Consider the following 26,495-nt stretch of genomic DNA (forward strand, 5'->3'; position numbering starts at 1 on the left):
ATTAAATTATTCACATCGTTAAAAACCTTTGAAAATCATAAAAAACACCTAAAAACAGCTATCAATGCTTCATTTTAAAGCTTTAAGGATTTTTTTGTGCTAGAAAGGGAATAAATACTGTTATTTTTCGTTAAATCTTTACCTTTGGTGCAGTATTTGAAACCATTAAGAATAATTATTAAGATTCATGAAAAAATATATTATTGCCGCAAGTTTAATAATAGGGACGGGAGCGATCATATCATCGGTTACTCATTCCTGTACTTCTTTGGCAACGAGCGATATAGGATTATCAATCATCAAAAATATTTTGTTAAAAGGTATTGATAAAGGAGCGTTGGTCTACGGAAACAGAGATGCCTTTCTTCAAAACAACCTTGTAGACAAAGCTTTGCCGAAAGAATTGAGAGATATTAATTCAACACTGGAGAAGATAGCACCTTCTCTGGTAAAAAAAGAAAGAGAATATATTGCCGATGCTGCCGTATATACTGTAAACATATCAAAACCCATTCTTCAAAATGCAGTTCATAGCTTAAATGCTCAGGATGTTACAAGAATCATTCAGGGCGAGAAAGGCACGGCAACTCTTATTTTAAAGGAAAAGACCTCTCAACAGCTTATTGCAGCTATTTCTCCTAAAGTAGAGGAGGAACTTAACAAATACGGAATTGTAAAAACCATTAATACAGCTTTATCCGGAAGCAATCTTCTGGGAAGCCTTTTGGGTGGGAATCAATCAAACGTAAATGCCGGCGGACTGAGTACACTGGCTTCAGAACAATTGGTAAACGGGCTCTTCAACATTATCGAAGATTATGAAATCCAGAACTCTAAGTCGCTTTTAGGACCACTTGGCAAATAGAAAAAAAATTGCTATATTTATATATAACTTATAACTGCAGATGGATATATTACAAGGAAATCAACATGCAAGCCCGGAAGATTTTTATAATTCTTTAAAGGCTAAACTGGAAGATCACCACGATTTTCCGGAAGATTATTTATTCAAATTTATCATTCCTACAGATCAGGCGAAACTTACGGAAATATACAGGGTTTTTGATGGTATCAAATTTACATTAGGAAACCGTGAAAGCAAAAATGGAAAATACACTGCCTGCAACATCAATGCATTTGTGTTAGATGCAGAACAGGTCGTTTCTATTTATAAAGAAGTCGCAAGAATAGAAGGAGTAATTTTATTGTAAAATAGAAAGTCAGCATAACGCTGACTTTGTTTTTTTTAATATGATAGGCAGATTAATTGTTCTCTACAAAACTTTTTACATTCTCTAAAGGTCTTCCCAATATCGCTTCAGAACCTTTTATTAAAATAGGACGCTGAATCAGAGACGGATTTTTTGACAAAACTTCAATCCAGGCCTCATCTGATAGCTGTTTACCCACAAAATTATCCGTATACAATTTATCTGTTGCCCGGATAATATAAGAAACATCTTTACCCAGCTTCTTTAAAACGGTTTTTATTTCCAAAACGCTTAACGGATCCTTGATAATATCAATGATTTCAAACGGTATATTATTCTGCGCCAAATACTCCAACGCTGCATTTGATTTGGAACAATTTCCGTTATGTAGAATCTTAATCATTTTTCTGGTTTTTATTATGGTATTTTTGTTTTAGAATAAGCCATTCAGTTCAGCCTCTATTTTTTCCAAAATAAAGCCAAAGTCCTCAGGCTTTTCAACAAAATCCAAATCATCAACTTCTATGATAAGAAGCTTTCCTTCTGTATAATTGGAGATCCATTTTTCATATTTCTGATTCAGTTTGGATAAATATTCTATACTGATAGATGCTTCATATTCTCTTCCTCTTTTATAGATCTTTTTTACCAGATTCGGAACATCAGATTTCAGATAAATCAACAAATCCGGAGCAGAAACAAAAGATTTCATCAGATTGAATACGGAAGCATAATTATTGAAATCCCTATCCGAAAGAAGATTCATATCATTCAGGTTTTCCGCAAAAATATGAGCATCCTCATAGATCGTACGATCCTGAATGATATTTTTCCCACTTTCTCTGATTTCTTTTACCTGACGGAACCTGCTTCCCAGAAAATAAATCTGCAAAGCAAAACTCCATTTGCTCATATCGGCATAAAAATCTTCCAAATAAGGGTTATGATCCACATCCTCAAACTGAGCATCCCAACCGTAATGTTTAGACAACATTGTAGTTAAAGTCGTTTTTCCCGCTCCAATATTTCCTGTAACCGCAATATGCATCCTTGTATAGTATTTTAACTGATGATTATAAATTATCTATCCCTAATGACTGAACTTCCGAAACCTCTTCCATAAGCTTTATTAAATCCGGCTGTTCTTTTTTCTCTTCATGTTCCTTCGGATCTTTATTGTCCTTTGGAGTAGTTCCCGGGTCTGCCGGAGGTTTGGTTTCCTTGTTATTTTCAAGGGTGTAAAGATAGAGTTTGTTGGCTTTGATTTCAAAATAAGCAAGGGTGTTTTTATCCACAATTTGCGCGTCAGGATCATCAAAAATCTTAACTAATTCTTTATCCGGAATATATCTTAAAATTGTATTTTTAGTGATGATTAAGATCATATCATTTTCTCTCCTGAAACGTTTCCCGTTTTCCACCTCAGCTTCAAAGAGCTTTTCAAATTTCAGAGTAAAGACTCTGAATTGCTTTTTGGTTAAAACATATACCTTATTATCATATACCAAAAGATCGATAAGGTCATCAAAATTAGCATCAAAAGGATAAGAATTGATGGTGGTTTCGTTTCTGAAGTTATACTGAATAAGGCGCTTCATACTTTCATCCATCAGCCAGATCTGCTGTAAGTCTTCAGCGTACGCATATTTTATGAAGCTGAATTTCTGCTTAAAATCTACCCGCTGTATTTCGTTTAAATTCTGATCTACAAATTTCAGTTCCTGAGCATTTTCAGAAAAGAGAGCCACACTTAACGGGTTCTGAACATTTTGAGGCTTAAAAGGCACAGTAAGCATCATTTTCCCGATCTGCTTTCCGGTAGAATCGTATTTTGTAAAGCTGAAATCTTTGTTTTTATAAATATACAGGTTACCGTAATCATCAGCCAGCATATCTCCAGCTTCCTTGAGCTTTAAACTATCTAAAGGAAGAACCTTCTGTGCAGAAAATGAACAGAATAGGAAAAATATTATAAGATGTAGAAACCTCACCCAGCTTTTTTTAATACGGTCAATATACTGAAAAAATATAACTCAAAAGATTGTCAAAGGTAATAGAATCATTTTTAAGATCCCTATATTCAAGGAAATCATTTTATATTAATTTTTGATAGCCACTTCATAGATTTTTGACCAGTTTTTACCAGTAATCAGCATATTTTCTCCTTTAAAGGCAATTCCGTTCAATACATGCTCTGTATTTCCCGCCATATTTTCTTCCGTGGTTTTGGTAAAATCAAATTTCCCGACAACTTCTCCTGTATTGGGGTTGATTTTCAAAATTACAGGCTTAAACCAGATATTGGAATAAATAAAGCCATTATGATATTCAAGTTCATTCAGTTTATCATAAACCTCTTTGTTTCCGGCTACAGAAACTGTTTTTACCACTTTTGAAGGATCATTCACATCAAGAAAATACAAGTTGCTAGAACCGTCTGTGGCTATAAGACTTTTTCCGTCATAGGTTAATCCCCAACCTTCTGCAAGAGCATTAGGTAAAGGAAATTCGGAAATCTTTTTCAATGTATTTTTATCATATACAAAACCAAGTCTGTTTCGATAAGTTAACTGATAGATTTTATCACCAACAATAGCACAGCCTTCAGAAAAAATATTATCTTGCTGTTTTTCTTTAACTGTCGGAGCTTTATCACCCAATGTATATTTTACAAGCTGGGAAGAACCTTCAAGACCGTCACTTTCATAGATCGTATTTCCCTCTAACAGAAATCCTTCTACAAAATTATTCTCATCATGCGGATAGTCTGCTACGATTTCATAAGAAATAGTTTTTTCCGGATTAGCAGCCAAAACATTAATCGTGGCATCCTGGTTTAAAGTTTCCCCTCCTTTAGTCTTAATCACAAAAGTAACCTCATTATTTCCTAATTCAAAGAATTGCGGGTCAATGCTCAGATTGGATGTTTCTTTATCGCCAAAACTGATTGTAATTGCTTCTGCATTATCTGTAACTTCTTTCGGAAGCGTCAACTGATCTCCAAAATGATATCCTTTTGATTCCATTGTATTATTGTATCTTTTTAAAGAAGTTAGTAATTGTTCTTTATTGCTACAGGACATCAGGAATAACATGGATGTAAAACAGATCAGTAGATTTCTTTTCATTGAATTTTTAATCTTTATTCAAAAATAGTATTTTCTAATATAAAAAAGCGCTCCGGAGGAACGCTATATTTTATGTTGAGAAATTACCTCTTATTCTTTAATGGCTACTTCATAAATTTTTGACCAGTTTTTACCGGTTACCAACATATTATCTCCTTTGAAAGTAATTCCGTTCAGTACATCATCACTTCCTTTTGTGTTTTGCTTAGCAATTTCGGTAAAATCAAATTTCCCTACAACCTCCCCGTTTTCCGGGTTGATCTTCAAGATGATCGGTTTTTGCCAAACATTTGCGTAAATAAATCCATTGTGGTATTCCAGTTCGTTCAATTGGTCATAAGCCTGAGAACTTCCTGCAACAGCAATATATTTTACCAATTTGGAAGGATCATTCGGGTTTAAGAAATACAATAGCTTACTTCCGTCGGAAGCGATCAGATTTTTGCCGTCATAGGTCAATCCCCAACCTTCTCCCAATACATTCGGATAGGCAAATTCTTTTAATAGTTTTAAAGAACTTTTATCATAAATATATCCTTTTTTGCTTTGCCAGGTCAGCTGATATACTTTATCTCCTACAATGGTACTTCCTTCAGAAAAATCTTCCTGTGCCTGCTTTGTAGAAGCAAGAGGCGTTGTTGTGCCCAAAGTATACTTCAGAATTTGTGAAGAACCGTTCTGCCCATCACTTTCATAGATCGTATTTCCTTCAATCTGGAAACCCTGTACAAAGTTTTTGGGATCATGAGGATATTCTGCTACAATTTGATAAGCAATATTTTTTTCAGGACTTTTTGCAAAGACGTTAATGGTAGCATCCTGATTAAGAGTTTCTCCTCCTTTTGTTTTTATATTAAAAGTAACCGCATTATCGCCCAATGTAAAAAATTTGGGATCTACTGTTAAATCTGTAGTTTCTTTATCTCCGAAACTAACGGTAATACTTTCTGCATTATCCGTCACTTCTTTTGGAAGGTTCAGTTTATCACCAAAATGATATCCTTTTGCTTCCATAGAATTGTTATAGTCACTTAAAGTACTTAAGATTTTTTCGTCTTTATTACATGAAGCCAATAACAAAATTGCAGCAAAACCTGCTATGATATTCTTTTTCATTGAATTTCTAAATATTTCCCCAAAAATAGCAAAATTTATTCCTCTTTGCTAATTTCATCAATATGTTGACCAAATTGTAATATATACCCGTTATTATCATATACTGCAAATTCTCTCATTCTCCAATCAAAAGTTTCAATTTCGTAACAGACTTTTGCTTTTGTTTTCAAATCCTCCCAAAGCTCATCTATATGATCTACAGTAAAATAAAATGAGCCTGTAAAACCAATCCCTTTAAAATCTTCGTGCTGATTCGGCTTTGTAAGCATAATCTCCACTCCATCTTTCTCCAGCGAAGCCCATTGCCAATCATCATTTCTTTCCTGTAACGTAAATCCCAGGATGTGAATATAAAAGCCAATGGTATCATCAAGATTTTCTGTCCATAATATCGGACGAAGTGATTTATATTTTGACATATTTTTAGTTTTCCAGATAAGGTTTTAAACTTTGTTTTAAAATTCCGTTCCAACCGTCTGCAAAAGCTTCCCTGGAAAAATTAGCTCCTAATTCTTTCAACTGATCAATATCATTATGAATAAGCGTGACATTTGTTTCCTCACCCTGTTGTCTGAGTTCCCAGGTTACTGTGGTAATTCCGTCTGATAAGTCAGGATAAGACCAGCTGTGCTCCAGTTTTTTATGGGGAATGATTTTCAATATTTTGCCTTGATGGTGGAACTTCCTTTCTTCTCCGGGTTCATAGAAATTAAAGATCTTACCTATTTCTAATTCAAAATCGGGGATATCAAAATACCAGGATTTCATTTCATCTTTGTCGGTCAAAGCTTTCCATACTTTTTCAGCCGGAGCTTTCACTTTGTACTGAACTATTATTGGGATACTCATTGTATTCTTAATTTACTATTAATTATCCATGAGAAAAGCCTGTAATTTTTGCCTCATCAAAATCAAGCTGCATTTCGATGGTTCTCATGACATGATCATCAAATATTTTCTCACGTTTTAACCGGTGAAGCTCATTTCTCTGTGCCTGAATGATCTGCCTCATCACATCTTTATTTTCATTCATTGCCGTTACATAGTCTCCTGTTGTAGCCATACATTGTACTTTATCTGCCATCATCATCATTTCATTTTCCAGTTTATGTTTCTGATGTTGCACCAAACTGTTTTTTTCAGCCAACCCTAAAAAGTCATTATCAAGTTTATGTAAGGCCGTTTCTTTTAATTTTCTCATTAAAATCACTTCCTGCTTTTCTTCCGGCAATTCGCTTCCTGCATCGCTTATTTTCAAAAACTTTAAAATCGGCGTAAGAAGCAGGCCTTGACCAACTAAGGTAATCAATATAATCACAAAAGTGACGAACAAAATAATATTCCGGTGCGGAAAAGCTTCCCCATTGGGTAAAAATGCCGGAATTGACAATGCTGCCGCCAAGGAAACTACGCCTCTCATTGCTGCAAAACTGATAATAAACGGCTCCCTCCAGTCCGGTTTCGGAGCTTTCAGTCTTACTTCTTTTGAACAAAGTCTCGGAAAATACATCAGCGCATAACTGTACAAAATTCTGGTAAAGATGATGGCGCCTCCAATTACAATACTATAGAAAATTCCTTCAGAAATGGTATAATCTTTCATTCCGGCAACTACAACCGGCAATTCCAATCCGATAAGGATAAAAATAATGGTATTCATTAAGAAGATGAGTACACTCCAAACGTTTCCTGACTGAATTCTGGAAGTATGGCTTAAATAACAATGAGAGTTGTAAGACATCAGCAATCCTCCTGCAACTACAGATAACACTCCGGAAAAGTGGAAATGTTCCGCTCCCACATACATGATGTAAGGAACAATTAAGGTGATTATGGTATCAATATTTGAATTGGAGGGAATAATTCTCAGTAAAGCTCCAAAAAGCAATCCTGATCCTACGCCAACAGCAATACCTCCAATCGCCATCGTAAAGAAGTCCTTTACTGCTTCCCCAAATATGAACTGCCCGGAAATCACTGCTGCTAAAGCAAATTTGAATACAATTAAGCTGGATGCATCGTTAATCAGACTTTCTCCTTCCAGAATACTGGTGATTTTTTTAGGGATTTTCATGTGCTTCAAAACTGAAGTTGCGGCAACAGCGTCCGGCGGAGAATTCACTCCTCCCAACAAGAAACCCATTGCTACGGTAAGTCCCGGAATAATTGATGATGATAAATAAGCTACCACAATTGAAGTGAGAAATACCAGTCCGAAAGCCATAGAAAATATCTGCTTTCTCCATTTATGAAAATCCTGCCATGAGGTAAACCAGGCGGCTTCAAAGAGGATCGGCGGAAGGAAAATCAGGAAAACCAAGTCGGGTTCTATTTCAATATGAGGCATTCCCGGGATAAGGCTTATTAAAAGCCCTGCAATGACCAGAAATATGGGATAGGCTACTTTCAGCTTCTGCCCTATCATTACCAATATCATCACAGACAACAATACCGTGATTGATATTATGACATAATTGTGAATCATTTATTTATATTTTATGAAATTAATGTTTATCTAATTCCTTTTCTAAGGAAATCTTTAGTCTTTCGTAAAAGGAATATTGTTATAAAAACCGATCTGAATCTGTCCTCTGTTTCGGGTTTCCTGGATCTGATTCATATATCCCGCTTCTATTCTCATATTTTTATTAATAACATATCCTAAAGCACCATAAACACGGTTTCTGTCAAAGGTAGGACTGTTAAAATGCAGGAAAATCTCATTATACACAGACCCGTAAAAGGTTTTTGGCAGCATTTCTTTATTATTGATCGGAATGTTCAATCCTAACAGATATCGAAACCTCATCCTGAAATCATCCTGCAAAAAACGCTCTTCTAAGCGGTAACGGTGTTGAATATTAAAACGGCCGAACTTCTGCTTCGTAATATACTGCTGGAAAATACGGTGTTCGACATTTTCAGTTTTCTCTCCGTTTACATAAGGCTGGCTTAGTATAAAACCATATCCTAATAAAATGTTGTTATTATTTTCCGTTAAATCATATCCAATTCCTGTACGGATTAAAAGCTGCTCCAGATCTCCAACAGCATCAAAATTTCTGTATTGAATTTCATTGTGCCAGTTCAGCTTTTTACTTATTTTGTTATTTCCAAAATACATATACCATGCTCCTAAATCATTTTTCTGGGCATATGAAAATGTTGTTCCTAACAAGCTAATACCTATCGCCAGTATTTTTAAAATCTTCATTCCTTTATTTTTCAATTATTAAAATCGATCAAACTAATCAAATTCAATATCAATTATCAATAATAAGAAAAATATATTTTTTATGAAAATTTTCTTATCTGTTTAAAATCAGTCAGAAACTTTACACTCAAATTTAGAGATTTTTGAAATGCAATCTAATATAAAAGAAAACCGACAGTAACAATTACCGTCGGTTTATATTCTATTTTGTAAAACTATATTATGGGTGTTGCTGCATTTTCGCAGGATCGTCGTAGTTTACCATCCAGTTGATTCCGAATTTATCTGTAAACATTCCGAAATATGCTCCCCAAAATGTATCTGCCATTGGCATGGTTACTGTGCCTCCTTCTGATAATCCAGCGAATAATTTATCCGCCTCTTTTTTAGATTCTGCGTTGATGGAAATCGAGAAGTTATTTCCCGCTTTATAATGAGAAGCCCATTCTCCGCCTGTATCGCTTCCCATTAAAATTGTTTCTTTAGAGATTGGAAGAGAAACATGCATAATTCTATTTTTTTCCTCTTCAGGCATTTCTTTACCTTCTTCTGAAGGCATTTCTCCGAAAGTTCCTATATATGGATATTCCCCACCGAAAACAGATTTATAGAAATCGAATGCTTCCCTGCAGTTTCCATTAAATGTTAAATAAACGTTTACTGATGCCATAGTGTTTTAAGTTAGTTAAAATTTGTATCTAAATTATTTATCAAGTTTTTCAACTTTTATTCATCTGTGCTGATCAATTAAAATCATATTTCCATCGGGATCTTTAAGGAAAATATGCTCCGGACCTTCTGTGGTTTCATCTGCTTCTTTACTCAATTCAACACCCTGACTTTTTAAATACTTCTGAATATCACGAACATCATCAAATACCTCCAGATTCTGTGCGTTCTGATCCCATCCCGGATTAAAAGTCAGCATATTGCCGTCAAACATTGCCTGAAAAAGACCAATTAAATGATCTCCGTTTTTCATGATCAGGTAATTATGTTCCATGCTTCCGCCCATAGAGCTGAAGCCTAATTTTTCATAAAAATCTTTTGATTTTTGCAAATCCTTTACACTTAAACTTACTGAAAATGCTCCTAATTTCATTCCTTATTTTTATTTAAAGCTAATCGATATCCTACAAGAACAAGGCTCCAAACTACGATTCCCAGTACCCAGAACCAAGCCGGAGTTGGTAAAACCAACATATTGTAAATGGTAAAAAAGAGAAAGATACCTCCGCAAACAATAGCCGCTGCCGGTTTGTTATTGTTGCCCACTTTTGTTGCAACGAATCCTGAAACTAAAGCCCCTAAAGCATACCCCAGAATGACAATAAATTTGCCCATAAAAGGCAGGTTTTCAACATAGGCTTTAAACCCTTCAATATCATCGGGCTTCAAGTCTGCAGGAAAGGGATACAGTGAATGTCCAATTCTTTCCACCAGCCAAATACCGAGAGAACCGACAATAATTCCGGCGATCACAGCTAAAAATTGTCTTAACATGATTATTGATTTTTTAATCGGGTTTTAAAATCTAAGCTTCCGTCATAACTTTTCCAGTCACCAATCAACTCAATATATTGTCCTTCAATTTTTTCAGTTGTTTTATTCCATTTGAAGGTATAAACAAACTTACCTGTGAAAAGTCCGGAATGCTTTCCTTTATTTTCTTCTGCCAGTTCGTAAGTTCCGAAAACCGTTCCGCTTTTTTTATTGTCTTTATACTTGGTAATGGTAAATTTACCTTCAAATTTGGCATATACTTTATCTACCAGAGAATACCCGGAAACAAAATATTCCTGGTCATTTTTCCTGTTTTGTTCAGAAATATTGATCTTCAGTTTAAGAACCTCTTTCTCCTTTCCGATGGTTCCAATATAAGGTTTACTGCCATTCAACCAAACGGATGAAATATCCGGCATTTGAGCAAAGAAAAAGTTGGAAACAAGAATGAGGAATAATAAAGCTTTTTTCATGTGTTTTTAAATATTAGATTAAATATAATTTAAATGTATCCTCAAAATCCCAGCGCCATTTATACACCGAATTGTGCTAAATGGTGGTTCAGATGTTTTGCAAACATATTATTCCATTCCTGAGAAGACAGCTTACCAAAAGAATGGGACTCTTTTCCGTCAAAAGCAGAGGGTCCAAGCTGTTGGGTTTTCTGGATAAAACCAATCAGTCTTTTCTTTTCTTCTTCAAAATTCTTTCTTCCTTTAATTAAAAACTGTGGAGCTGTAGGAGAATCTCTGGGATAAGCTTTTTCCCCTACCACTTTAGGCTTTACAAAACTTTTTAAAATAAATTTGGCGATAGCACCCGGTTTTTTATGTTTTTCAGGCTCATAAACCATTTCATAAGATACGCAACAGTGTGCCAGCATCTGATCAACTGTCATTCTTCCCCAAAGACCATGAGTGTCTTCTACAAGTTTATTAATCCTATCAATATAATTCTGAGCATCTTTGATATCAAATACGTTTTCCATAGTCCATGTAATTGTTGAAAAACAAATATATCAGTTTTTTTTCATGCTTTTTAATTATTTTTAGAAATACCATCAAACGATTGAAAAACAAATATTTAAAACTCATTTCAGTATTACTGAAAAATATGGATTATATGGAATTAATTAGATATAAAAAGTCCCCATAAACTATGAGGACTTTTTATAAAATAAATTGGAATTATCTCTGCACCGCTTTCTTCATTGCATCAGGTCTAAGAACTCTGTAACGAACTTCCATATCTTTCGGTACATAGAAAACTAATGGTAATTTACTGTTATATCTTACGGTTTCCGGTTGAAGATAAACAAACTTCTTAGTCAGCTTCTGATCCGGACAAGCCATCAGTGTGCCGCCCGTTTCGCCTTTTGATTCTACTTCGTAATAGTTATATCCCCAACCTTGAAGATCCTGATTATTTACTTTTCCGATAAGGAAATGCTTGTTACAGTCTAACATTTTTTCTACCCCGACAAAAAACTCAACTTTTAGATCACCTTCATTTTTTGCAACAGGAAGCTGGATATAAACTTGTTTAAACCCTTCTTTTGCTTTCGGGAACATTTCAATCTGTAATTTCTCAAACTTTTCAGCTTTCTTTTGAGCGAAAATATTCGTTCCGATAACCAGCATGAATCCTAAAATAATTGTTTTTGAAAATTTCATAAATTTTGTATTTATTTTTTATATATTCTTTAAATTCAAAAACCATTCCAAAATTAAACAATTGTTTAATATAAAATATATCAGTGAGGAAACCTATAAAATAAAATGGACTAAAAAATGCTGAACGTGAAGATAATCTCTAGCTGGATTTCATAAAAAAACTGCAGTAAGATTACTGCAGTTTTTGTTTATTTACAAGGAAATTATTCCGAGATCGTCACATTGGTTCCTTTCGTATGACTGTTCATCTGCGGCGCATAATAATTCTGCATTGTAGTAATCCCATTTGAGAATTTTCCGGATGCATTCGCTACATAATCATATTCGAATACATATTTACCTTTTGGCATATATTGAATATAAAAATTGGTGGACGCATCTTTAGTAGACTGATAATATCCTAAGTTGCTTTTCCATTGATATCCGGACAATACATCTACAGGCTCGAATCCGGCAGCTCTCATGTCTTTGATATGAATAAATTCCATCGGTCGGTCGGTATTCAGAATCATTCTTACCGTCACTTTATCTCCTACCTTTAATGGTGTTTCCGATGAGATCTTTTGTAATTCCTCACCATTCACCGTTTTGATCTTCTTGTACAGCTCTTTGGTAATCGAAATGTAATTTTCAGAAGATTTTATTTTATCCAGATCTTCATAATACTGCCAGAACAATCCCCCCTGAACAATTCCCGGACCTGGTTTTGTTACTGTAACAGTCGCTAAGTTCTTATCTATAACATCCGTTTTCACTGAAGATTTTACATATCCTGTTGCCTGAGTTTCGGGCTTCAGTTCCTTTCCACCCCAAACAACGGTAGCTTTATCACTTTCCGGACTCGTCCAGGATTTTCCTGAATTTAAAATGGTAAAAATTACTTCTGATGTTCCTCTTGAACTTCCCCACGAATTCACTTCTTTTTGGGTGATCAGCCAGATTTTCATGTCTTCAATAAATTTCTGATCGTTTGGCTTTAAGGTATTGAAAGCTTCCAAAGCACCTGCATGATTCACCACTTTTGAGCTGAACCAACCCCAATCATCAAGGTTCTGTTTCCAGTATGCTCCCTGAGTTTTTGAATCTACTGAAGTCTCTTTTAAATAAGTTATCAGCTTATCAGAAACCTCTTTTAAACCATAATTATTCATCAATAAAGCGGCTCTGTGCAGTCCGAAGAATGTAAATTCTGTAATTTTTGCTGTTTTGGCTTTTTGTTTTACCAATGATTTTAGAGTTGCACCTTTACCTTTTAAAGGATATTGTTTTTCCCAATAATTTCTGGTATCCAGATAGTCTAGTGCCCAATTGCTCCAAACATTTCCTTTCTTTACATCCCAATATTTACCAATCTCATTATCTACATATTTTACCAGATTCGCAACCAGTTCTTTCTGTTCCGAGGATTGATAGTCCTTCACATTATCTTTTAACCAGGAATTCATTTTCCCTAAGTTTTTCAAAATATACAACGAGGTTGAATAAGAGCTCGGATATCCCTGATACCACGAGAAACCTCCATCAGGATTCTGCAGTTTTTTGAAATCATCCCAATCTCCCTGAATGGTATTCCGCATCGTATTGATATCAAATAAAAGTGCAAGTTTTGACATCTGCTCATTTTCATTTTTACTTTCCAATACCCAAGGTGTTTCCTCCAATAGCAACTGCTTTAGTTCCTGATTTTTTTCAAGATTTGAATTTAACAATCCTTTGTTCTGATATTCCTCAAAGATGGTTTTCATTTTCGGATTAGCTTTGAAAATTTCAGAGGCCAACACATCAGCAAACCATTTATTAAAGATAACATCGGCAGAATTGTTCTGATCATTTTTAAGGCTTGGAAGCGCAAACATAATTTCCCAAATCGGATTGGTTGTCAGTTCCAGTGTATTGGAAACATTGGAAATCGTTGTTGAAGTGGTATTCTTAAGGTTCTCCAACTCAAAAGTCTTTGTTTCTCCTTCTTTCACAAAAATAGGAAGCGCATCTGTTACCAGCATTCTGTTGGGTAAAACCGCAATGGCTTTTTGCTCTCCGTCTGAATATTGCCCGGCTTTTGCAACCACTTTAAGAATAATTGAAGAAACATCTTTCGGAACTTTTATTTTCCATGTTAAAGCGGAATTTCCATTTTCATCTAATGAAAAAGCCTGTTCTTTATTGTATCCGGGAACCGCCGTCAATGTGCTTAGCCCGAATTTTTCTGAAACATCTTCATTGGTAAATGCATCAAGGATTTGCAATTGGGCAGAACCATTCAGTTTTTTGTTGGTTAAATTTGAAAGTTTTGACTGCAGGTTTAGTTCATCTCCTTCTCTTAAAAATCTCGGATAGTTTGGCGTTACCGAAAATTCTTTCTGGGTCACCACTTTTTTTTCCAATGTTGCAGCTCTTGCATCTTTTGTATGAGCCAGGAACATTAGCTTCCATTTTGTCAATGCTTCCGGAGAAGTGAATTCGAAATTTACATTACCTTCTGAATCTGTTTTTAAATCCGGGTAGAAGAAAGCTGTTTCGTTGAGATTCTGACGGACTGGAACTTTACTCAAATCTGCTTGTGAAGGGGTCTCTTTTGGTGCTTTTACTGCTTCAGGAACAACATTTTGAACAACATCTATCATAGCATCGTCCACTGTAGCTTCTTTCTTCATCATTGCAACACTTCTCTTTGCTCCTCCAGTTGGAGGTGGTGGCGGAGGTGTATATGCTGCTGCTTTTACACCTTCCTGATTCACTAAACCTGTAGTTGTTTCCAGTAAACGTGTATTCATCCATAACACACTTTCATCAAACCAATCAAAAGCAGGAGCTTCTACCTGTTGCCCATTAAAATATTCCAGTCTTTTTTGATAATATTTTTGACGAAGGTATTGTCTGATGTCATAAGATGTTACAATAGAAGCCGGAATATAGAAATGATCCCAGTTAAATCTGTTGGCAGCAAACTTATCGAGCGACATATCATACATATTTGCTAACAGTTCTGCACTGATCTTCTCCTTCCCGTTTCCTAAGACTTTTACAGACCATTTTTCTTTGGAATTAGGCTGGATTTTATCTCTAAAAGTAACCGTCTCTATTGCTAACTCTTTTTCTTTAGCATCTTTTATTTCAAGATTTACAGATTGTGTCTGAACATCATTAAACGCAACAATCTGGAACTGTACATTCAATGTCTGTACATTTTTATCTTTTGGAATTTCTACTCCATATTCCAGGATTCCGTTTTTTAGCTGGTGAACCTCTGAAATTGTTTTTCCTGAACCATCCTGCACAAAAACATTTACCAAAGCATCAGGAATCGAAGAATACAAATAAAAAAGAGCTTTTTCTCCTCTTACAAATTCTTTTTTAGGCTCTACAACAGTAAGAAATGTCTTCTGATTGGCCTGTAAAGAATTCTTATTCCAGACACTGAAATTCTGTACGGTTTTTATGGTGTCTTTACCTTCAATATTAAATAATTCAAGCTGATAATCTCCTGCTTCTAATTTTCCGAGATCTAAATTTTCAGATGACTCGGTTTTAGTGGAGAGTACTTGAGATTTCCAATTTTCCACCTTATCATTCTTATCGTACAGATCATGTGGAAACTTACTGATAAATTCTTCTTTTGAATATTTTGGAAAATCCTGAACTTCGGAAATAAAATTATTCCTAAAAATTCTGTTAGGTGACTGAAGCTTTGAAAGCTTTGCCTGGTAAGATTTTTTAAGAAGTTGCTCGTTATAATTTTTGGTTTCCACCTTTAGTTTTACATTTTCGCCGGAGAAAACATTTTTAATTTCTTCTGCTTGAATATAATGGGAAACCGAAGACACTTTCAGCTGCGTATCTGCAGTTTGTGTTTCACCATTAATATCCGTTACAGAAGCATTAATTTCATAATTATCAATTTGGATTCCATCCAGTTTTTCATCTTTTTTAAGATCAAGTTTGATGATAAATTCTCCTTTTTCATTAGTTTTTGCCTCACCTAGAATCGAATTTTCATTATCATTATCCTGTGGGTACCAACTGAAATATCTCCAACGAATGTTCCGTTTTCTGATTTCATAATTGACCGTTGTATTACTTAAAGCCACTCCTGAAAACATCATTGCTTTACCTTTCAGCTCGATAGTCTGTCCATATTTGTACTCTTCTTTTACCGGATCGAAAGTCACTTCGAATTTGGGTCTTTTGTATTCTTCAACCCTGAAATCGAAATAACCGTTGTTTCCTGAAGTTCTCAAATAAAACGTTCCGTTCAGTTTACCTTTTGGAAGAACAAAACTTCCGTGATAGGAACCAAATTCATTGGTCGTAAATGTTTGAAAAGAGACTTCCTGTCCATTAGTGTCTGTAAGCGTGATTTTTTGTTGTAATCCTGCAACTACAGACTCAATTTCTTTATCACGCTGAGTATTGATTACTTTAAAATAAACGGTTTGTCCAGGTCTGTAAATAGCTCTGTCTGTAAAGATCTGAGCTTTACTTTCTTTAGCGTCTTTATTTTGATCGGCTGTATTAACTGGTCTATTTCCATAAATCTCCATTATCTGGAAATCATTTGTTTTGGGTTGTCTGATCAACAAGGTTCTATAGTATTCTTTATTGGCCGTTGCTGGAAATTTAAAGACTCCTTTATCGTCAGTTTTCCCTTCCGCTTTAGTAAACGTTTTATTTCCAACAAATTCATAAAATGTAAGGTTTTCATTAACAGCTGGTTTTCCGTTCTCACTATTTACCAATTTCAATTCATCAGATAGCGGATTATTATTTGCTTTTTTCTGATAAATAATTTTATTACCTGAAACCAGGAAATAAAAATCTTTATCATCATCACTATCCTTATTGTTAATTCCGGTAACAGAATATTCCGCGACATAAATCCCGGAAGGAAGCGGCTTTATTTCCAAAGATGTTTTATGGGTTTGAAAATCTTGCGAATCGTTTAATGGATATGCTTCTTTTCTTACCAGACTTTTTTTAATTTTATTCAATGGGTTTCCATAAGAATTTTTTGCATACTGTAAAAACGATGTCAGATCCTCCTTCACTTCATAAATACTGATTGAAAATGCAGAAACATTCCTGTATTCAGCGATAAAGTGAATCGGTGTATTACTTTGTGTCTGTGCATCATATTTAATGTTCAGAGAAGGATTCAGAATCTGGCTTTCCTTATTTTTAATATTATCAATAAAGGGAGATTTTGGATATTGAGTCTTTGCCTGATTAATGAATTGAATCGCTTCCTTTTCTTTATTCTTACCTACTAATTCATCCACAATATCATCAATGATCAAAACTTTGTAATCGCCATTAACATCAGATTTCAAAAGAGTTTTAAGCTGCTTCAGTTTATCCTTGCATCGAGTAAAATCACAATTATCCTGCAATTCTTTGTGCATGAAATACAATTTGGGATTTCCTGTATTCTGAGCAATTAGCTCATCATAAATTCCGTTAATGATGGTATGGTTTGTTTCAAGCTCATTTTTAGTAAAAAGATCTCTACTGGAAAAAAAATCTATTTTTTTTACGGAATACCAATCCCATAAGGTTGGGAAATAAGAAATATAATCATTATATGAAAAAACCTGCTCATATTTTTTAAGAGCAATTTTTCTCATTTCAGCTTTTTGCTGGTCAAGCTCCTGATAGTTTTTATTCAGATAGTTTTTAAAATCAAGCTTACTCCAGGTTTCAATTTCTGAAGTATTCTGAGAATTGATATTCGTCCGGCTTCCAATCTCCCAGGAATGTTCATTATAATAATCCATGAGAAAGCTATTCAACAGTACCTCAAATACAGTTTTATCTTCTCCTTTCAGCTGTTTCTGAACCTCTGTCAGTTTTTTAAAAAGCTGGCTTACAGAATCGTTTTTTTCATCATCTCTTGTCCGATTCAAAATGTTGAATTCTGCCTTCAAAGACTGTATAAGCTGTACAATATTATTTTCTTTCATCGCCTGTTTTTGTATGTCTAAAATGATGGGAAGACTGGATTTGTAAATGCCTTTCTGGGAATTAGCGGATACTTTTTTCCACTGTTCATCATAATATTTCTGGGCAAAAACCGCAGAAAAATTCAATAGGAACAGCAAAAGCAGAAAAATCTTGGATTTTTTTTTCATAAATGTTATTTTTGATAAATGAACCTTCTAAAAATACTGAAAAAATCCATCATTGACAGTCAATTATATGTGTCTTTAATGGGAACTCTTTTTGCAGTGTTTTTCATGGAAGAGCAAAATACATTCCGTTTACCCAGTGTTGTTCTAATTTTCATCACCTATTTCAGCGGTTATCTTTATACAAAGTATCAGCACACTAAATATTTTTTTAAAATTTTGATGTTAAATGGTGTTGCAGGCATCATCTGCGCTTTTCTGATTTATCATAATCACAATGAAATAAGATTGGTGAAATGGTTTGTTATTGTTGTTTTGGGATTGCTTTACAATAGTTTTTTTCTCGATGTCTATATCCGTAAAATTCCTCTTTTAAAAGTATTTTATGTAGGCTTGGTCTGGGCTCTTGTCAATTGCTGGCTTACTTTACCCGAGTTTAATTTCCCTATATTTTTTATCAGCTTATTTTTTATTACGGCATTGGTTTTACCTTTTGACATTCGGGATATGAAACGGGATACAGTACAGACTTTTCCCATGCTGATCGGGGTTCAGAATACCAAATACATTGCTTATTTACTGATTTTTATGAGCAATATTATTGCTATATTATATTTAACTCCCCATTATTCCATTCCTTTTTTTCTGTCGGGAATTATTTCTTATATTTTTATTTATTTTTCTGAAAATGAGAGAAGTGACGCTTATTTTTCATTCGGAGTAGAAACCTGTTCTGCACTTCCTTTTTTATTTTTACTAATAATGGAGTATTTTTGACGAATGATTATTAAGAGACTTTCCCTGTACAATTTCAAGAACCATTCTGAGAAAAAATTTGAATTTTCTCCGCAAATCAACTGTTTTGTCGGAAACAACGGTGTAGGGAAAACCAACATTCTGGATGCACTACATTATCTTTCTGTGGGCAAAAGTTTTTTAGGCAACACAGATCTTAATAACATTCTGAAAGATGAAGATTTCTTCACCATTGATGCTGAGATCCAAAGTGAAGACAGTGAAGACAATATCAAAATCCTTCAGCCTAAAGAAGCTAAAAAAGTCATTAAAAAGAATGACAAAAGCTATGATAGAATGGCAGATCATATCGGATATTTGCCCAGTGTGATGATTTCTCCGTATGATTCCAATTTAATTTCAGATTCGGGGGAAAGCAGAAGAAAATTCTTGGATTCCATGATTTCCCAAACAGATTCAGAATATCTTTTTGATTTAATTCAATATCAAAAAGCAATTCAGCAGAGAAATGCCTTATTAAAATATTTCGCTAAAAACCGTGTCTGGGATAAAGATTCACTGGAAATTTATGATGATCCGATTTCTAAATTCGGGACTAAGATTTTTGAAAAAAGACGGACTTTTGTTGAAAAGCTGAATCCTATCGTTCAGAATTTTTATCAAATTATTTCCGGTGGAAAAGAAACGGTTTCTGTTATCTATGAATCTCATTTACTAAACGATTCTTTTGAAAGCCTATTAAAGGAAAGTCTGGAAAGGGACAGAATGCTTACCTATACATCAAAAGGAATTCACAAAGATGACCTTTTATTTGAAATGAATTCAGTATTAATCAAAAAAATCGGCTCACAGGGACAGCAGAAATCATTCTTAATTTCATTAAAACTGGCACAAATGAGTCTGGTAAAGGAATTAACAAATAAAACTCCGATCCTTCTGTTAGACGATATTTTTGATAAACTGGATGACAACAGAGTTTCTCAATTGATTGAGCTCGTAAACAGGGAAAGTTTTGGACAGATTTTCATAACCGATACTCACAGAGAACGTACGGAAAGTGTGGTGAAAAAAATAAATGAAGAAAGTATCATTTTTGAGATATAATATGAAGAAGAAAAAACGCGAATACCAATCCTCAGAACTTGTAAAATCTTTTGCAAGAATTCATGGTTTTGAAAGCAAACTGGTAGCTTTTGAAATTAAGGATTTTTTGGAAGAATATCTTGATGAAAGTCTTTTCCGTGAGATAAAAAGTGTGAATATTGAAGACCGCTGTGTAATCATAGAAATCAATTCACCTTTATTAAAGCATGATTTCCAGCTTCGTAAAAGCTTTTTTCTGAAAAAATTTCAGGCTCAGTTCGGGGAAGACAAATTTAATGATCTTCAGATTTTGTAATCGTACTATTTCTTAAATCATCTGCTCTCTGATCTAATTTTGAGCGTAACGGGATAAAGAACCTCAACGGGTTTTTCAAAAAGTATCTGAAGATTTCTTTATAGATTTCACTTACCTGACCAAAGTTCAATTTTCTGGATCTAAACGCTAAAAACATTGACAGTGTGAAACTTACCAAGAAATTAAAGAATCCAATAAGAAAAACCGTAACAAAGGAAATCCAGAATGTATAAGAATCTACTGAAAAGTCCTTGCCATAAAGACCTAAAGCAAAGTTTCCGGCTGCAAAGGTAATGTGGCGAATATCCAAGTCTAATCCTAAGAATAGCCCAACCGGAGCGGTTGCGCCTAAAAATACCCCAAACCAGAAATTAGATATAATTCCCGGCCAGTTTTTAGCATAATATTTTGAAAGACCTTTGGCAAATTTTTTCCCAAAGAACTTTCTGATGGACAGGTTTTTGGCAATACGTTCAGGAATCTGATAAAAGACAGAATTGTTCCCGATATTTCCGGAAATAATCCCCGAAATAAAAAGATAAAATCCGGCAATACTTGCATGCAGAATTGCTTTTGACTTAAATGGATCCAGATCTTTCAGCAGCTTATCTGCCCTGTCTACCGCCATATTCTGAGAGGTAAAAACATCTAACCCATAAATAATAGCCAATGCAATAGGAAAAGAAAGCAAAACGTTACCAACAAAAGCAATAAACTGACTTCTGAACAGTTGAGAAACAAGATGGGCAAATTCCGTATTATTTCTGGTTCCTCCACCTTCTTCAGAAAGCACTTTTGTCATCGTCGCCGCCGTCATGGCGGGCTGTTTGGTCGCCAGAGTGAATCCCATCAGATAAATCATGATAAATCCCATTGCATAATTCATTGAGTATAAGAAAGCATGGAAAAAATCACTTCCCGGAAAGTATCCGTAAAGCATTTTCAATACACACAAAGCTCCTACAATAATTCCCCCACCACTGGCTTTATAGAACATTTTCATATATTCTTTCCGGGAAGAAGTAATGTAATGACTTCCTGTTTCCGCTGTGTGATTGGTGATAAGGTGAGAAATCAGCCTTGTACTGTCATTGACAAGCTCAGAAATATTATTTTTATGAGATTTATACCTTATAATATTAAATATCAGTTGTTTTGAATTGATAAAAACATCTTTATCTTCATCAATGACCAGCAACTGAACTATTTCATAAATTCTATTGGTCTGCTGACGAATCTTCAGCAAAGACTGATTAATTTTACCCGAAATACCATATTTTGCCGAGTTTTTAAAGGCAATCGTTACAAATTCTAGACATTGTTCTGCGTAGATTTTTATCTGCTTATACCGGCTGTCTTTGGAATGAAGCTGTAATTCCGGATTATTATCAAGTTCTTCAGCAAGCCCTTCCAATTCATTTTGCAACGCCAAAAAAGGATTATCAAAATTCCTGTATTCCGGTGCCATTCTTACTACCTCAACTTCCATAGCCATTCCTGTAGCACGCCAGGAAAGAATATTCATGGCAAAGATCAGTTCTTTTTTGACTACAGGTTTGATAATAAAATCCGAAGCTCCAAGAAGTTTTAAAAACTCATCTACTTCATTTTCGGGAAGATTCTGGAAAAACTTAAGATCTTTTTGGGGACTTAAGCTTACATTATCAATCATATACCACACCGTATTTTCATTTTCTACAGGTGGCAGTACTTTATTTAAAATTCGCTTTTTAAGTTCAGGAAAAAAAGAGTTTTCGGATAAAATATTCGCTTCCGTTAACGACAAATTAAAAGGTCTTCCTTTAAAAATATTATGAATATAATATTTAAAATTTTCAGTAACCTGAGAATTGCTTTTAAAAAAATTGAGTACATCCGTAAAGTCTGCCCTTTTAATACTCTCTAAGAAGTCCGCAAAAGGTTCTAGAGAGAGGGTTTCGTTCTTAAAGGAAAAATATTTTTTAAGAACAGACTCAAAGTTTGTGCTGGAATTAAAAAGCTTCATCAGTACAAAGATACTAAACTTGTTTAAACTTCTTTATAACAATAAAAGAACCCAACTAAAATTCTTAAGCTGGGTTAAATTTTCACTTTTATTTCAGACTCACATTTCTCATCTGCCTCATGATCCAGTTATGTTTCCTGGTCAGATACGGCGAAGGATTTTTTGGGTCATATTTTTTGGGATTGGGCAATACAGCGGCAATCCAGGCTGCTTCAGAAGTTGTAAGATCTTTGGATGATTTTCCAAAATAATATTTTGAAGCGGCTTCTATTCCAAATACCCCCTGTCCCATTTCAATAGAATTCAGATATCTTTCTAAAATAATATCCTTACCCCAAACTTTTTCAATAATAAATGTATAAACAGCTTCCAATCCTTTTCTGAACCAGCTTCTTCCCTGCCAGAGAAAAATATTTTTTGCTGTTTGCTGCGAAATGGTGCTTCCCCCTCTTATTTTTTTTCCTTTCTCATTATGCTTCATTGCCTTTTCAATGGCAGAATAGTCAAACCCATCATGCATAAAAAACTTTTGGTCTTCGGATGCAATGACAGCTTTCTTTACTTTGTCTCCCATTTCATCATAAGAAACATAATCTCTTTGAAGTTTTCCATACTCAAAAAGTCCTCCGATCTGTGTAATGGTAATGGGTGGGTTGAAAAATCGTCCCCAAACAATAAATAAAACATTCAGAATAAGGATTATAAAAATAATCTGCTTAATTTTTTTCCACATAAGTTCTAAAAAAGAGACACAAAAATAAATAAATCCTTCGAGTTATTTTAATTCTTTCATATAAGTAAGCTGATAATTTGGTAATAATTCCGGATGAAAAATTTTAATATAATCTTTCAGTACCCAATCTGCTCTTACAATACCGCTTTCGAAGAAGTCGTTAGCTTTTTCTTTTTCTCTGCCTCCAATTCCGTAGACATAACCTTTATTAAAAACATCCAGTTTACCATAAAACGGATTCATATTCAGCATCTCTTTTTTAGAGATATGATTCCCTGCATTTACCCAGTATTTCACGCTTTTAGCTTTTGAAAACACTTCCTCAAAGCTCATTGTTACGGCCTTCTCTTCTGTATTATTATTCAGAATATATTGAGCATTCGCATCTGAAATATAATTAGCCACCGATGTTTTCCCTCCAGGCAGATACCAAACATCACCATACATTTCATTTGCCAGAACCAAAGGCTTTTCTTTTGCTTTTAAAGCTAATTGTCTGAGCTCATTATAATTTTTTTCTATTTCTGCGTATTCGGCTTCCGCTTTTTCATTCATTCCGAAAAGCTTTCCAAAAAGTTTTAAATAAGCAGTTTTTTCCAATGGTTTCTGTTCTTTATACTCATCCAGGAAAATCACCTGAATTCCATTGTTTTTCAATAATTGATAAGTATTGTCAAAGCTGGCAATATGATTGGTAAAAATCGCGTCCGGTTTTAGAGATATAATCTTTTCCACATCATATTTCTGTTCATTCCCTACATTCTGGATACTTCCCTTTTTTATTTTTTCCTGAATTTTTTCAGAAAAAATATATTCCGGGCTGGATACCCCAATAATCAGATCTTCAGCTCCAAGTTCCGAAATATAACCGGCCATACTTGCATTTAATAGAATCACTTTCTTAAAAGGAATCTGATTTTTCTTAAAATCGTAGGTGAAATTTCCCGATTTTAGTTTTAAAGCCTCTCCGGTTTCATTGTATTGTACATATTTTGATACAGAAATCCACTGTGAGGATGAAATTTTTGGGTCTCTTTTACAAGAGATTAGCGCCCAAATGGCAAATATTAGAAAAATTCTTGATTTCATGTTTCAAAGAAAAGAAAAAAGCACTATATTTGCAAACCTTTAAACAACAAGGAAACAACGGCCTCGTGGCGCAACTGAATAGCGCATCTGATTACGGCTCAGAAGGTTACAGGTTTGAATCCTGTCGAGGTCACATGACAGGGCTTTAGATTTTTAAAATCTAAAGCCCCTTTTTTTTGTCTAGATAACTCCTTCTTAATCAAGAAGATACTATCAACAAATGAATTAACTTTAGGTGTTTGAAAATGGTCTCCATCAAATATTATCTTTTCAGGATATATCAAACTCACAAGAACTCTTTTGTCAGCAGTCATCGCGTTTTTATACCGTTCTGAGATATTCGTAACAATATTTAAAGCTTTGGAGATTTTACCCGCTATATCATCCTCCTTTTCTGCAGCTACCAAAAGACTAAGTTTATATTCTAAATCAATCAGCTCACCTTTATATCTGTCTTTGATATCCCTAAAATCATCTTCATCTATCTTGTCAGAAAGGAACAGATCTCGAGCTTTGCTAATGCGCTCATTAATATCATTAATCTTTTTTCGAAGCACACCTTTTTCATCACTTAAATTGCCCGAGGTTGATTTAGTATTTTTTATAATAATCTCTTGTAAAATTTTAATTATTCCGCTTGGAAATTCATATTTAGATAACTCCTTCTGAAAAAGGTCATTTACAATTTCCGAATGTTGCCTGAATCCGCATATTGATGAACAGTGATAATAATAGTAATGTTTCGTTTTACCCTTTGAACTACTAGCCGTTAAATTTTTTCCACACTTAGGACATAGCAGAAGTCCTCTAAGTGGATATCGTTCTTCATTGATAATCCTTCCCCCAGGCATTCTAAGATCTTTAGTACCTTTCTTTTTCAAAACATACTGTACTTTTAAAAACAATTCCTCAGAAATCAATGGTTCATGCTTCCCTTTCACAATTTTTTCTTCCTCACTCTTATATGCCCGCAAGAGAACATTACCGTAATAGGCGACGTTTCTCAATGCTTCCATAAAAGCATTTTTAGAGATATTTTTTCCATCTCTTCTATTCATTGCTTCCCTTACCTTTGCAGTCGGCATATGGCCTTTTGCCACCTCTTTAAAAGCCCATATAATATTCGAAGCTTCCGGTTCTTTGATGGCAATATATTTTCTACCATCCTCTGTACATTTGTTGACATATCCATACGGAGCTATGCCCATTAATCTACCCTCTCTAATTGCACGTCTCATCCCGTTCATTACATTAATTGCTCGTCTTTCATTTTCTACTTCTGGAGTGGAAAGATAAATAGCGAGTAATACTTTATTTTCAGGTACGTTTAAATCTAATGGTTGTTCAATAGCCTGTGGTAATATATTATTTTTATTGAGAAAACTGATCATCTGGTATGCTTCCGCAGTATTTCTACTGAATCTGTCCCATTTTGTAAATAACACTAGCCTTTCTTCCCGATAACCCCTACTCCTTTTAAAACTTTGTAGATACTTCTTCCATTCAGGTCGATCAAAATTTTTGGCAGAATGATCTTCAAAAATCACTCTATCAATGGTGATCCCATTTCGATTGCAATGAGTGCGTAATCGATCTTCCTGGTCTCTTTGCGAATATCCTTTATCTGCCTGCTCATCGGTGGAAACTCTTATATATAAATCCGCGGTCATAATACATCTGTTTTAATTGGACATGCAATCAATTAATCACTATCATAGCGATTAGCAAATAACTGATTATTAAAAATTTAATGATAGTTTTGAAAGTATAAAATTACAAAAAGTTTTAATCAGGCGAGAAAATTTCTTTGATTGTCATCCTTGCTAATTGGTTTAAGAATGTCATAATCTTAGCAGCTTCATCTTCGTCAACATCCAGACCAGCTTCCTTGAGCATTTTTGAATACTGCTCGACGGGTAATTCATCAAGTACAATAAAATGATCTAAGTCCATCTGCTTAACAGTAGAACTCATACCCCTAGTACTTGTACCATTTTTTTTCCTTGCACCCATTCTAAAAATCTTTTCCGAACGGAAAAATATTTAAAGTCAGGGCCCCATCCGGAGCTAAAGCTTATACTTACCTTAGAATTCCTATAAATTCTCAACTGGTGATTGCAATATGAGCATAATCTACTTCATTACAAATTATGTTATGAAAACGAAAAGAAATATTCGGACTCAAATCCTCCTAAAATCTTTCTAACAGAAAATAAGATTTTTTTACAAATCTACTTCCTTAAACGACAGTCCCAGTTGTTCAATAGTCGATAGCGTAATGTATCTGCAGCATGACTACAATTATTTCTAGTAATATTCTGCAACTTTATAATGATATGCCATACTTTGTTTCAGAACAATCAAAACAAGAAATTATCAAGACATCCACTTAGTTATTAATTATTAATTTGATCAATTAATGAAATAGTAAATTTAAGAATTGTTACACATAATCATAACTGACATATTGACCTTAAATATTAGATAGATAAATGCGAAGAGTACAAAAAAAAACAAATATTAAGGTAAAGGATATTGTATATTAG

26 protein-coding genes and 1 tRNA gene are annotated in these 26,495 nt (G+C 34.4%); 6 read left to right on the forward strand and 21 right to left on the reverse strand.

Translation table 11 applies throughout. From position 1 onward, the window contains the following. The first annotated feature begins 187 nt into the window (after window positions 1–187). Window positions 188–865, forward strand: coding sequence for a DUF4197 family protein (locus tag MKS83_RS04840; RefSeq protein ID WP_240582213.1), 678 nt, complete (start codon window positions 188–190; stop codon window positions 863–865). A 40-nt stretch (window positions 866–905) separates the two neighbouring features. Further along, window positions 906–1,211, forward strand: a complete 306-nt coding sequence (locus MKS83_RS04845; RefSeq protein WP_100375999.1) for a DUF493 family protein — start codon at window positions 906–908, stop codon at window positions 1,209–1,211. Between the two features lie 52 nt (window positions 1,212–1,263). Here the strand turns inward: MKS83_RS04845 and MKS83_RS04850 are convergent, their stop codons facing one another. The 16 genes from MKS83_RS04850 to MKS83_RS04925 all read right to left on the reverse strand — a co-directional run bounded on the left by MKS83_RS04850 (window position 1,264) and on the right by MKS83_RS04925 (window position 17,970). After that, window positions 1,264–1,614, reverse strand: coding sequence for an ArsC/Spx/MgsR family protein (locus MKS83_RS04850; protein WP_240582214.1), 351 nt, complete (start codon window positions 1,612–1,614; stop codon window positions 1,264–1,266). Window positions 1,615–1,644: 30 nt separating this feature from the next. After that, the gene (locus tag MKS83_RS04855) at window positions 1,645–2,259 is read right to left on the reverse strand and encodes a deoxynucleoside kinase (protein WP_100376001.1); all 615 of its coding nucleotides are present in this window, start codon (window positions 2,257–2,259) and stop codon (window positions 1,645–1,647) included. A gap of 25 nt (window positions 2,260–2,284) precedes the next feature. Beyond that, the gene (locus tag MKS83_RS04860; protein WP_240582215.1) at window positions 2,285–3,202 is read right to left on the reverse strand and encodes a hypothetical protein; all 918 of its coding nucleotides are present in this window, start codon (window positions 3,200–3,202) and stop codon (window positions 2,285–2,287) included. A gap of 108 nt (window positions 3,203–3,310) precedes the next feature. After that, on the reverse strand, window positions 3,311–4,339 hold the full coding sequence (locus MKS83_RS04865; protein WP_240582216.1) for a glutaminyl-peptide cyclotransferase: 1,029 nt from the start codon (window positions 4,337–4,339) through the stop codon (window positions 3,311–3,313). 90 nt (window positions 4,340–4,429) lie between these two features. Next, window positions 4,430–5,455, reverse strand: a complete 1,026-nt coding sequence (locus tag MKS83_RS04870) for a glutaminyl-peptide cyclotransferase (RefSeq protein WP_240582217.1) — start codon at window positions 5,453–5,455, stop codon at window positions 4,430–4,432. A gap of 35 nt (window positions 5,456–5,490) precedes the next feature. Further along, window positions 5,491–5,874, reverse strand: a complete 384-nt coding sequence (locus MKS83_RS04875) for a VOC family protein (protein ID WP_240582218.1) — start codon at window positions 5,872–5,874, stop codon at window positions 5,491–5,493. 4 nt (window positions 5,875–5,878) lie between these two features. Then, window positions 5,879–6,304 carry an SRPBCC family protein gene (locus tag MKS83_RS04880; RefSeq protein WP_240582219.1) on the reverse strand — a complete coding sequence of 142 codons (426 nt, stop codon included), beginning with the start codon at window positions 6,302–6,304 and terminating at the stop codon, window positions 5,879–5,881. A 22-nt stretch (window positions 6,305–6,326) separates the two neighbouring features. After that, window positions 6,327–7,940 carry a Na+/H+ antiporter gene (locus tag MKS83_RS04885; RefSeq protein WP_240582220.1) on the reverse strand — a complete coding sequence of 538 codons (1,614 nt, stop codon included), beginning with the start codon at window positions 7,938–7,940 and terminating at the stop codon, window positions 6,327–6,329. 54 nt (window positions 7,941–7,994) lie between these two features. After that, complete coding sequence (locus tag MKS83_RS04890; RefSeq protein WP_240582221.1) at window positions 7,995–8,669, reverse strand: DUF2490 domain-containing protein; 675 nt, start codon at window positions 8,667–8,669, stop codon at window positions 7,995–7,997. A gap of 220 nt (window positions 8,670–8,889) precedes the next feature. Beyond that, a complete protein-coding gene (locus tag MKS83_RS04895) occupies window positions 8,890–9,339 on the reverse strand; it encodes a VOC family protein (RefSeq protein ID WP_240582222.1) in 450 nt (149 codons plus the stop codon). A 60-nt stretch (window positions 9,340–9,399) separates the two neighbouring features. After that, complete coding sequence (locus MKS83_RS04900; RefSeq protein ID WP_240582223.1) at window positions 9,400–9,771, reverse strand: VOC family protein; 372 nt, start codon at window positions 9,769–9,771, stop codon at window positions 9,400–9,402. Beyond that, the gene (locus MKS83_RS04905) at window positions 9,768–10,172 is read right to left on the reverse strand and encodes a hypothetical protein (protein ID WP_240582224.1); all 405 of its coding nucleotides are present in this window, start codon (window positions 10,170–10,172) and stop codon (window positions 9,768–9,770) included. The genes MKS83_RS04900 and MKS83_RS04905 overlap by 4 nt, the downstream gene beginning before the upstream one ends. 2 nt (window positions 10,173–10,174) lie before the next feature. Then, the gene (locus MKS83_RS04910) at window positions 10,175–10,645 is read right to left on the reverse strand and encodes a hypothetical protein (protein WP_240582225.1); all 471 of its coding nucleotides are present in this window, start codon (window positions 10,643–10,645) and stop codon (window positions 10,175–10,177) included. A gap of 59 nt (window positions 10,646–10,704) precedes the next feature. After that, window positions 10,705–11,160, reverse strand: a complete 456-nt coding sequence (locus MKS83_RS04915; protein ID WP_240582226.1) for a DUF1569 domain-containing protein — start codon at window positions 11,158–11,160, stop codon at window positions 10,705–10,707. Between the two features lie 199 nt (window positions 11,161–11,359). Beyond that, the gene (locus tag MKS83_RS04920; RefSeq protein WP_240582227.1) at window positions 11,360–11,845 is read right to left on the reverse strand and encodes an ecotin family protein; all 486 of its coding nucleotides are present in this window, start codon (window positions 11,843–11,845) and stop codon (window positions 11,360–11,362) included. 203 nt (window positions 11,846–12,048) lie between these two features. Then, complete coding sequence (locus tag MKS83_RS04925; RefSeq protein WP_240582228.1) at window positions 12,049–17,970, reverse strand: alpha-2-macroglobulin family protein; 5,922 nt, start codon at window positions 17,968–17,970, stop codon at window positions 12,049–12,051. Window positions 17,971–17,988: 18 nt separating this feature from the next. Between MKS83_RS04925 and MKS83_RS04930 the strand changes: the two genes are divergently transcribed. Genes MKS83_RS04930 through MKS83_RS04940 form a run of 3 tightly spaced genes read left to right on the forward strand, consistent with a single transcriptional unit; the run spans window position 17,989 to window position 20,122 of the window. Further along, window positions 17,989–18,744 (forward strand): hypothetical protein, encoded by a 756-nt coding sequence (locus MKS83_RS04930; protein ID WP_240582229.1) that lies wholly within the window; start codon window positions 17,989–17,991, stop codon window positions 18,742–18,744. Between the two features lie 3 nt (window positions 18,745–18,747). Continuing rightward, complete coding sequence (gene recF / locus MKS83_RS04935) at window positions 18,748–19,827, forward strand: DNA replication/repair protein RecF (protein ID WP_240582230.1); 1,080 nt, start codon at window positions 18,748–18,750, stop codon at window positions 19,825–19,827. 1 nt (window position 19,828) lies between these two features. Beyond that, window positions 19,829–20,122, forward strand: a complete 294-nt coding sequence (locus MKS83_RS04940) for a hypothetical protein (protein ID WP_100376017.1) — start codon at window positions 19,829–19,831, stop codon at window positions 20,120–20,122. Here the strand turns inward: MKS83_RS04940 and MKS83_RS04945 are convergent. From MKS83_RS04945 to MKS83_RS04955, 3 genes are all read right to left on the reverse strand, one after another. Next, on the reverse strand, window positions 20,100–22,127 hold the full coding sequence (locus MKS83_RS04945; protein ID WP_240582231.1) for a site-specific recombinase: 2,028 nt from the start codon (window positions 22,125–22,127) through the stop codon (window positions 20,100–20,102). The two genes, MKS83_RS04940 and MKS83_RS04945, sit on opposite strands and share 23 nt — an antisense overlap. Before the next feature lie 88 nt (window positions 22,128–22,215). Then, window positions 22,216–22,860: a monofunctional biosynthetic peptidoglycan transglycosylase gene (gene mtgA / locus MKS83_RS04950; RefSeq protein ID WP_240582232.1), complete on the reverse strand. Its 645-nt coding sequence runs from the start codon at window positions 22,858–22,860 to the stop codon at window positions 22,216–22,218. A 42-nt stretch (window positions 22,861–22,902) separates the two neighbouring features. Beyond that, window positions 22,903–23,949, reverse strand: a complete 1,047-nt coding sequence (locus MKS83_RS04955) for an ABC transporter substrate-binding protein (protein WP_240582233.1) — start codon at window positions 23,947–23,949, stop codon at window positions 22,903–22,905. Window positions 23,950–24,008: 59 nt separating this feature from the next. Between MKS83_RS04955 and MKS83_RS04960 the strand changes: the two genes are divergently transcribed. After that, window positions 24,009–24,082: transfer RNA gene (locus tag MKS83_RS04960), tRNA-Arg, on the forward strand. Here the strand turns inward: MKS83_RS04960 and MKS83_RS04965 are convergent. Beyond that, window positions 24,048–25,619: a recombinase family protein gene (locus MKS83_RS04965; RefSeq protein WP_240582234.1), complete on the reverse strand. Its 1,572-nt coding sequence runs from the start codon at window positions 25,617–25,619 to the stop codon at window positions 24,048–24,050. The two genes, MKS83_RS04960 and MKS83_RS04965, sit on opposite strands and share 35 nt — an antisense overlap. 115 nt (window positions 25,620–25,734) lie before the next feature. Further along, complete coding sequence (locus MKS83_RS04970) at window positions 25,735–25,962, reverse strand: hypothetical protein (RefSeq protein WP_240582235.1); 228 nt, start codon at window positions 25,960–25,962, stop codon at window positions 25,735–25,737. Window positions 25,963–26,495 lie beyond the last annotated feature (533 nt).

Origin of the sequence: Chryseobacterium sp. Y16C (assembly GCF_022488405.1) — a bacterium.
Taxonomy (GTDB): Bacteria; Bacteroidota; Bacteroidia; order Flavobacteriales; family Weeksellaceae; genus Chryseobacterium; species Chryseobacterium geocarposphaerae.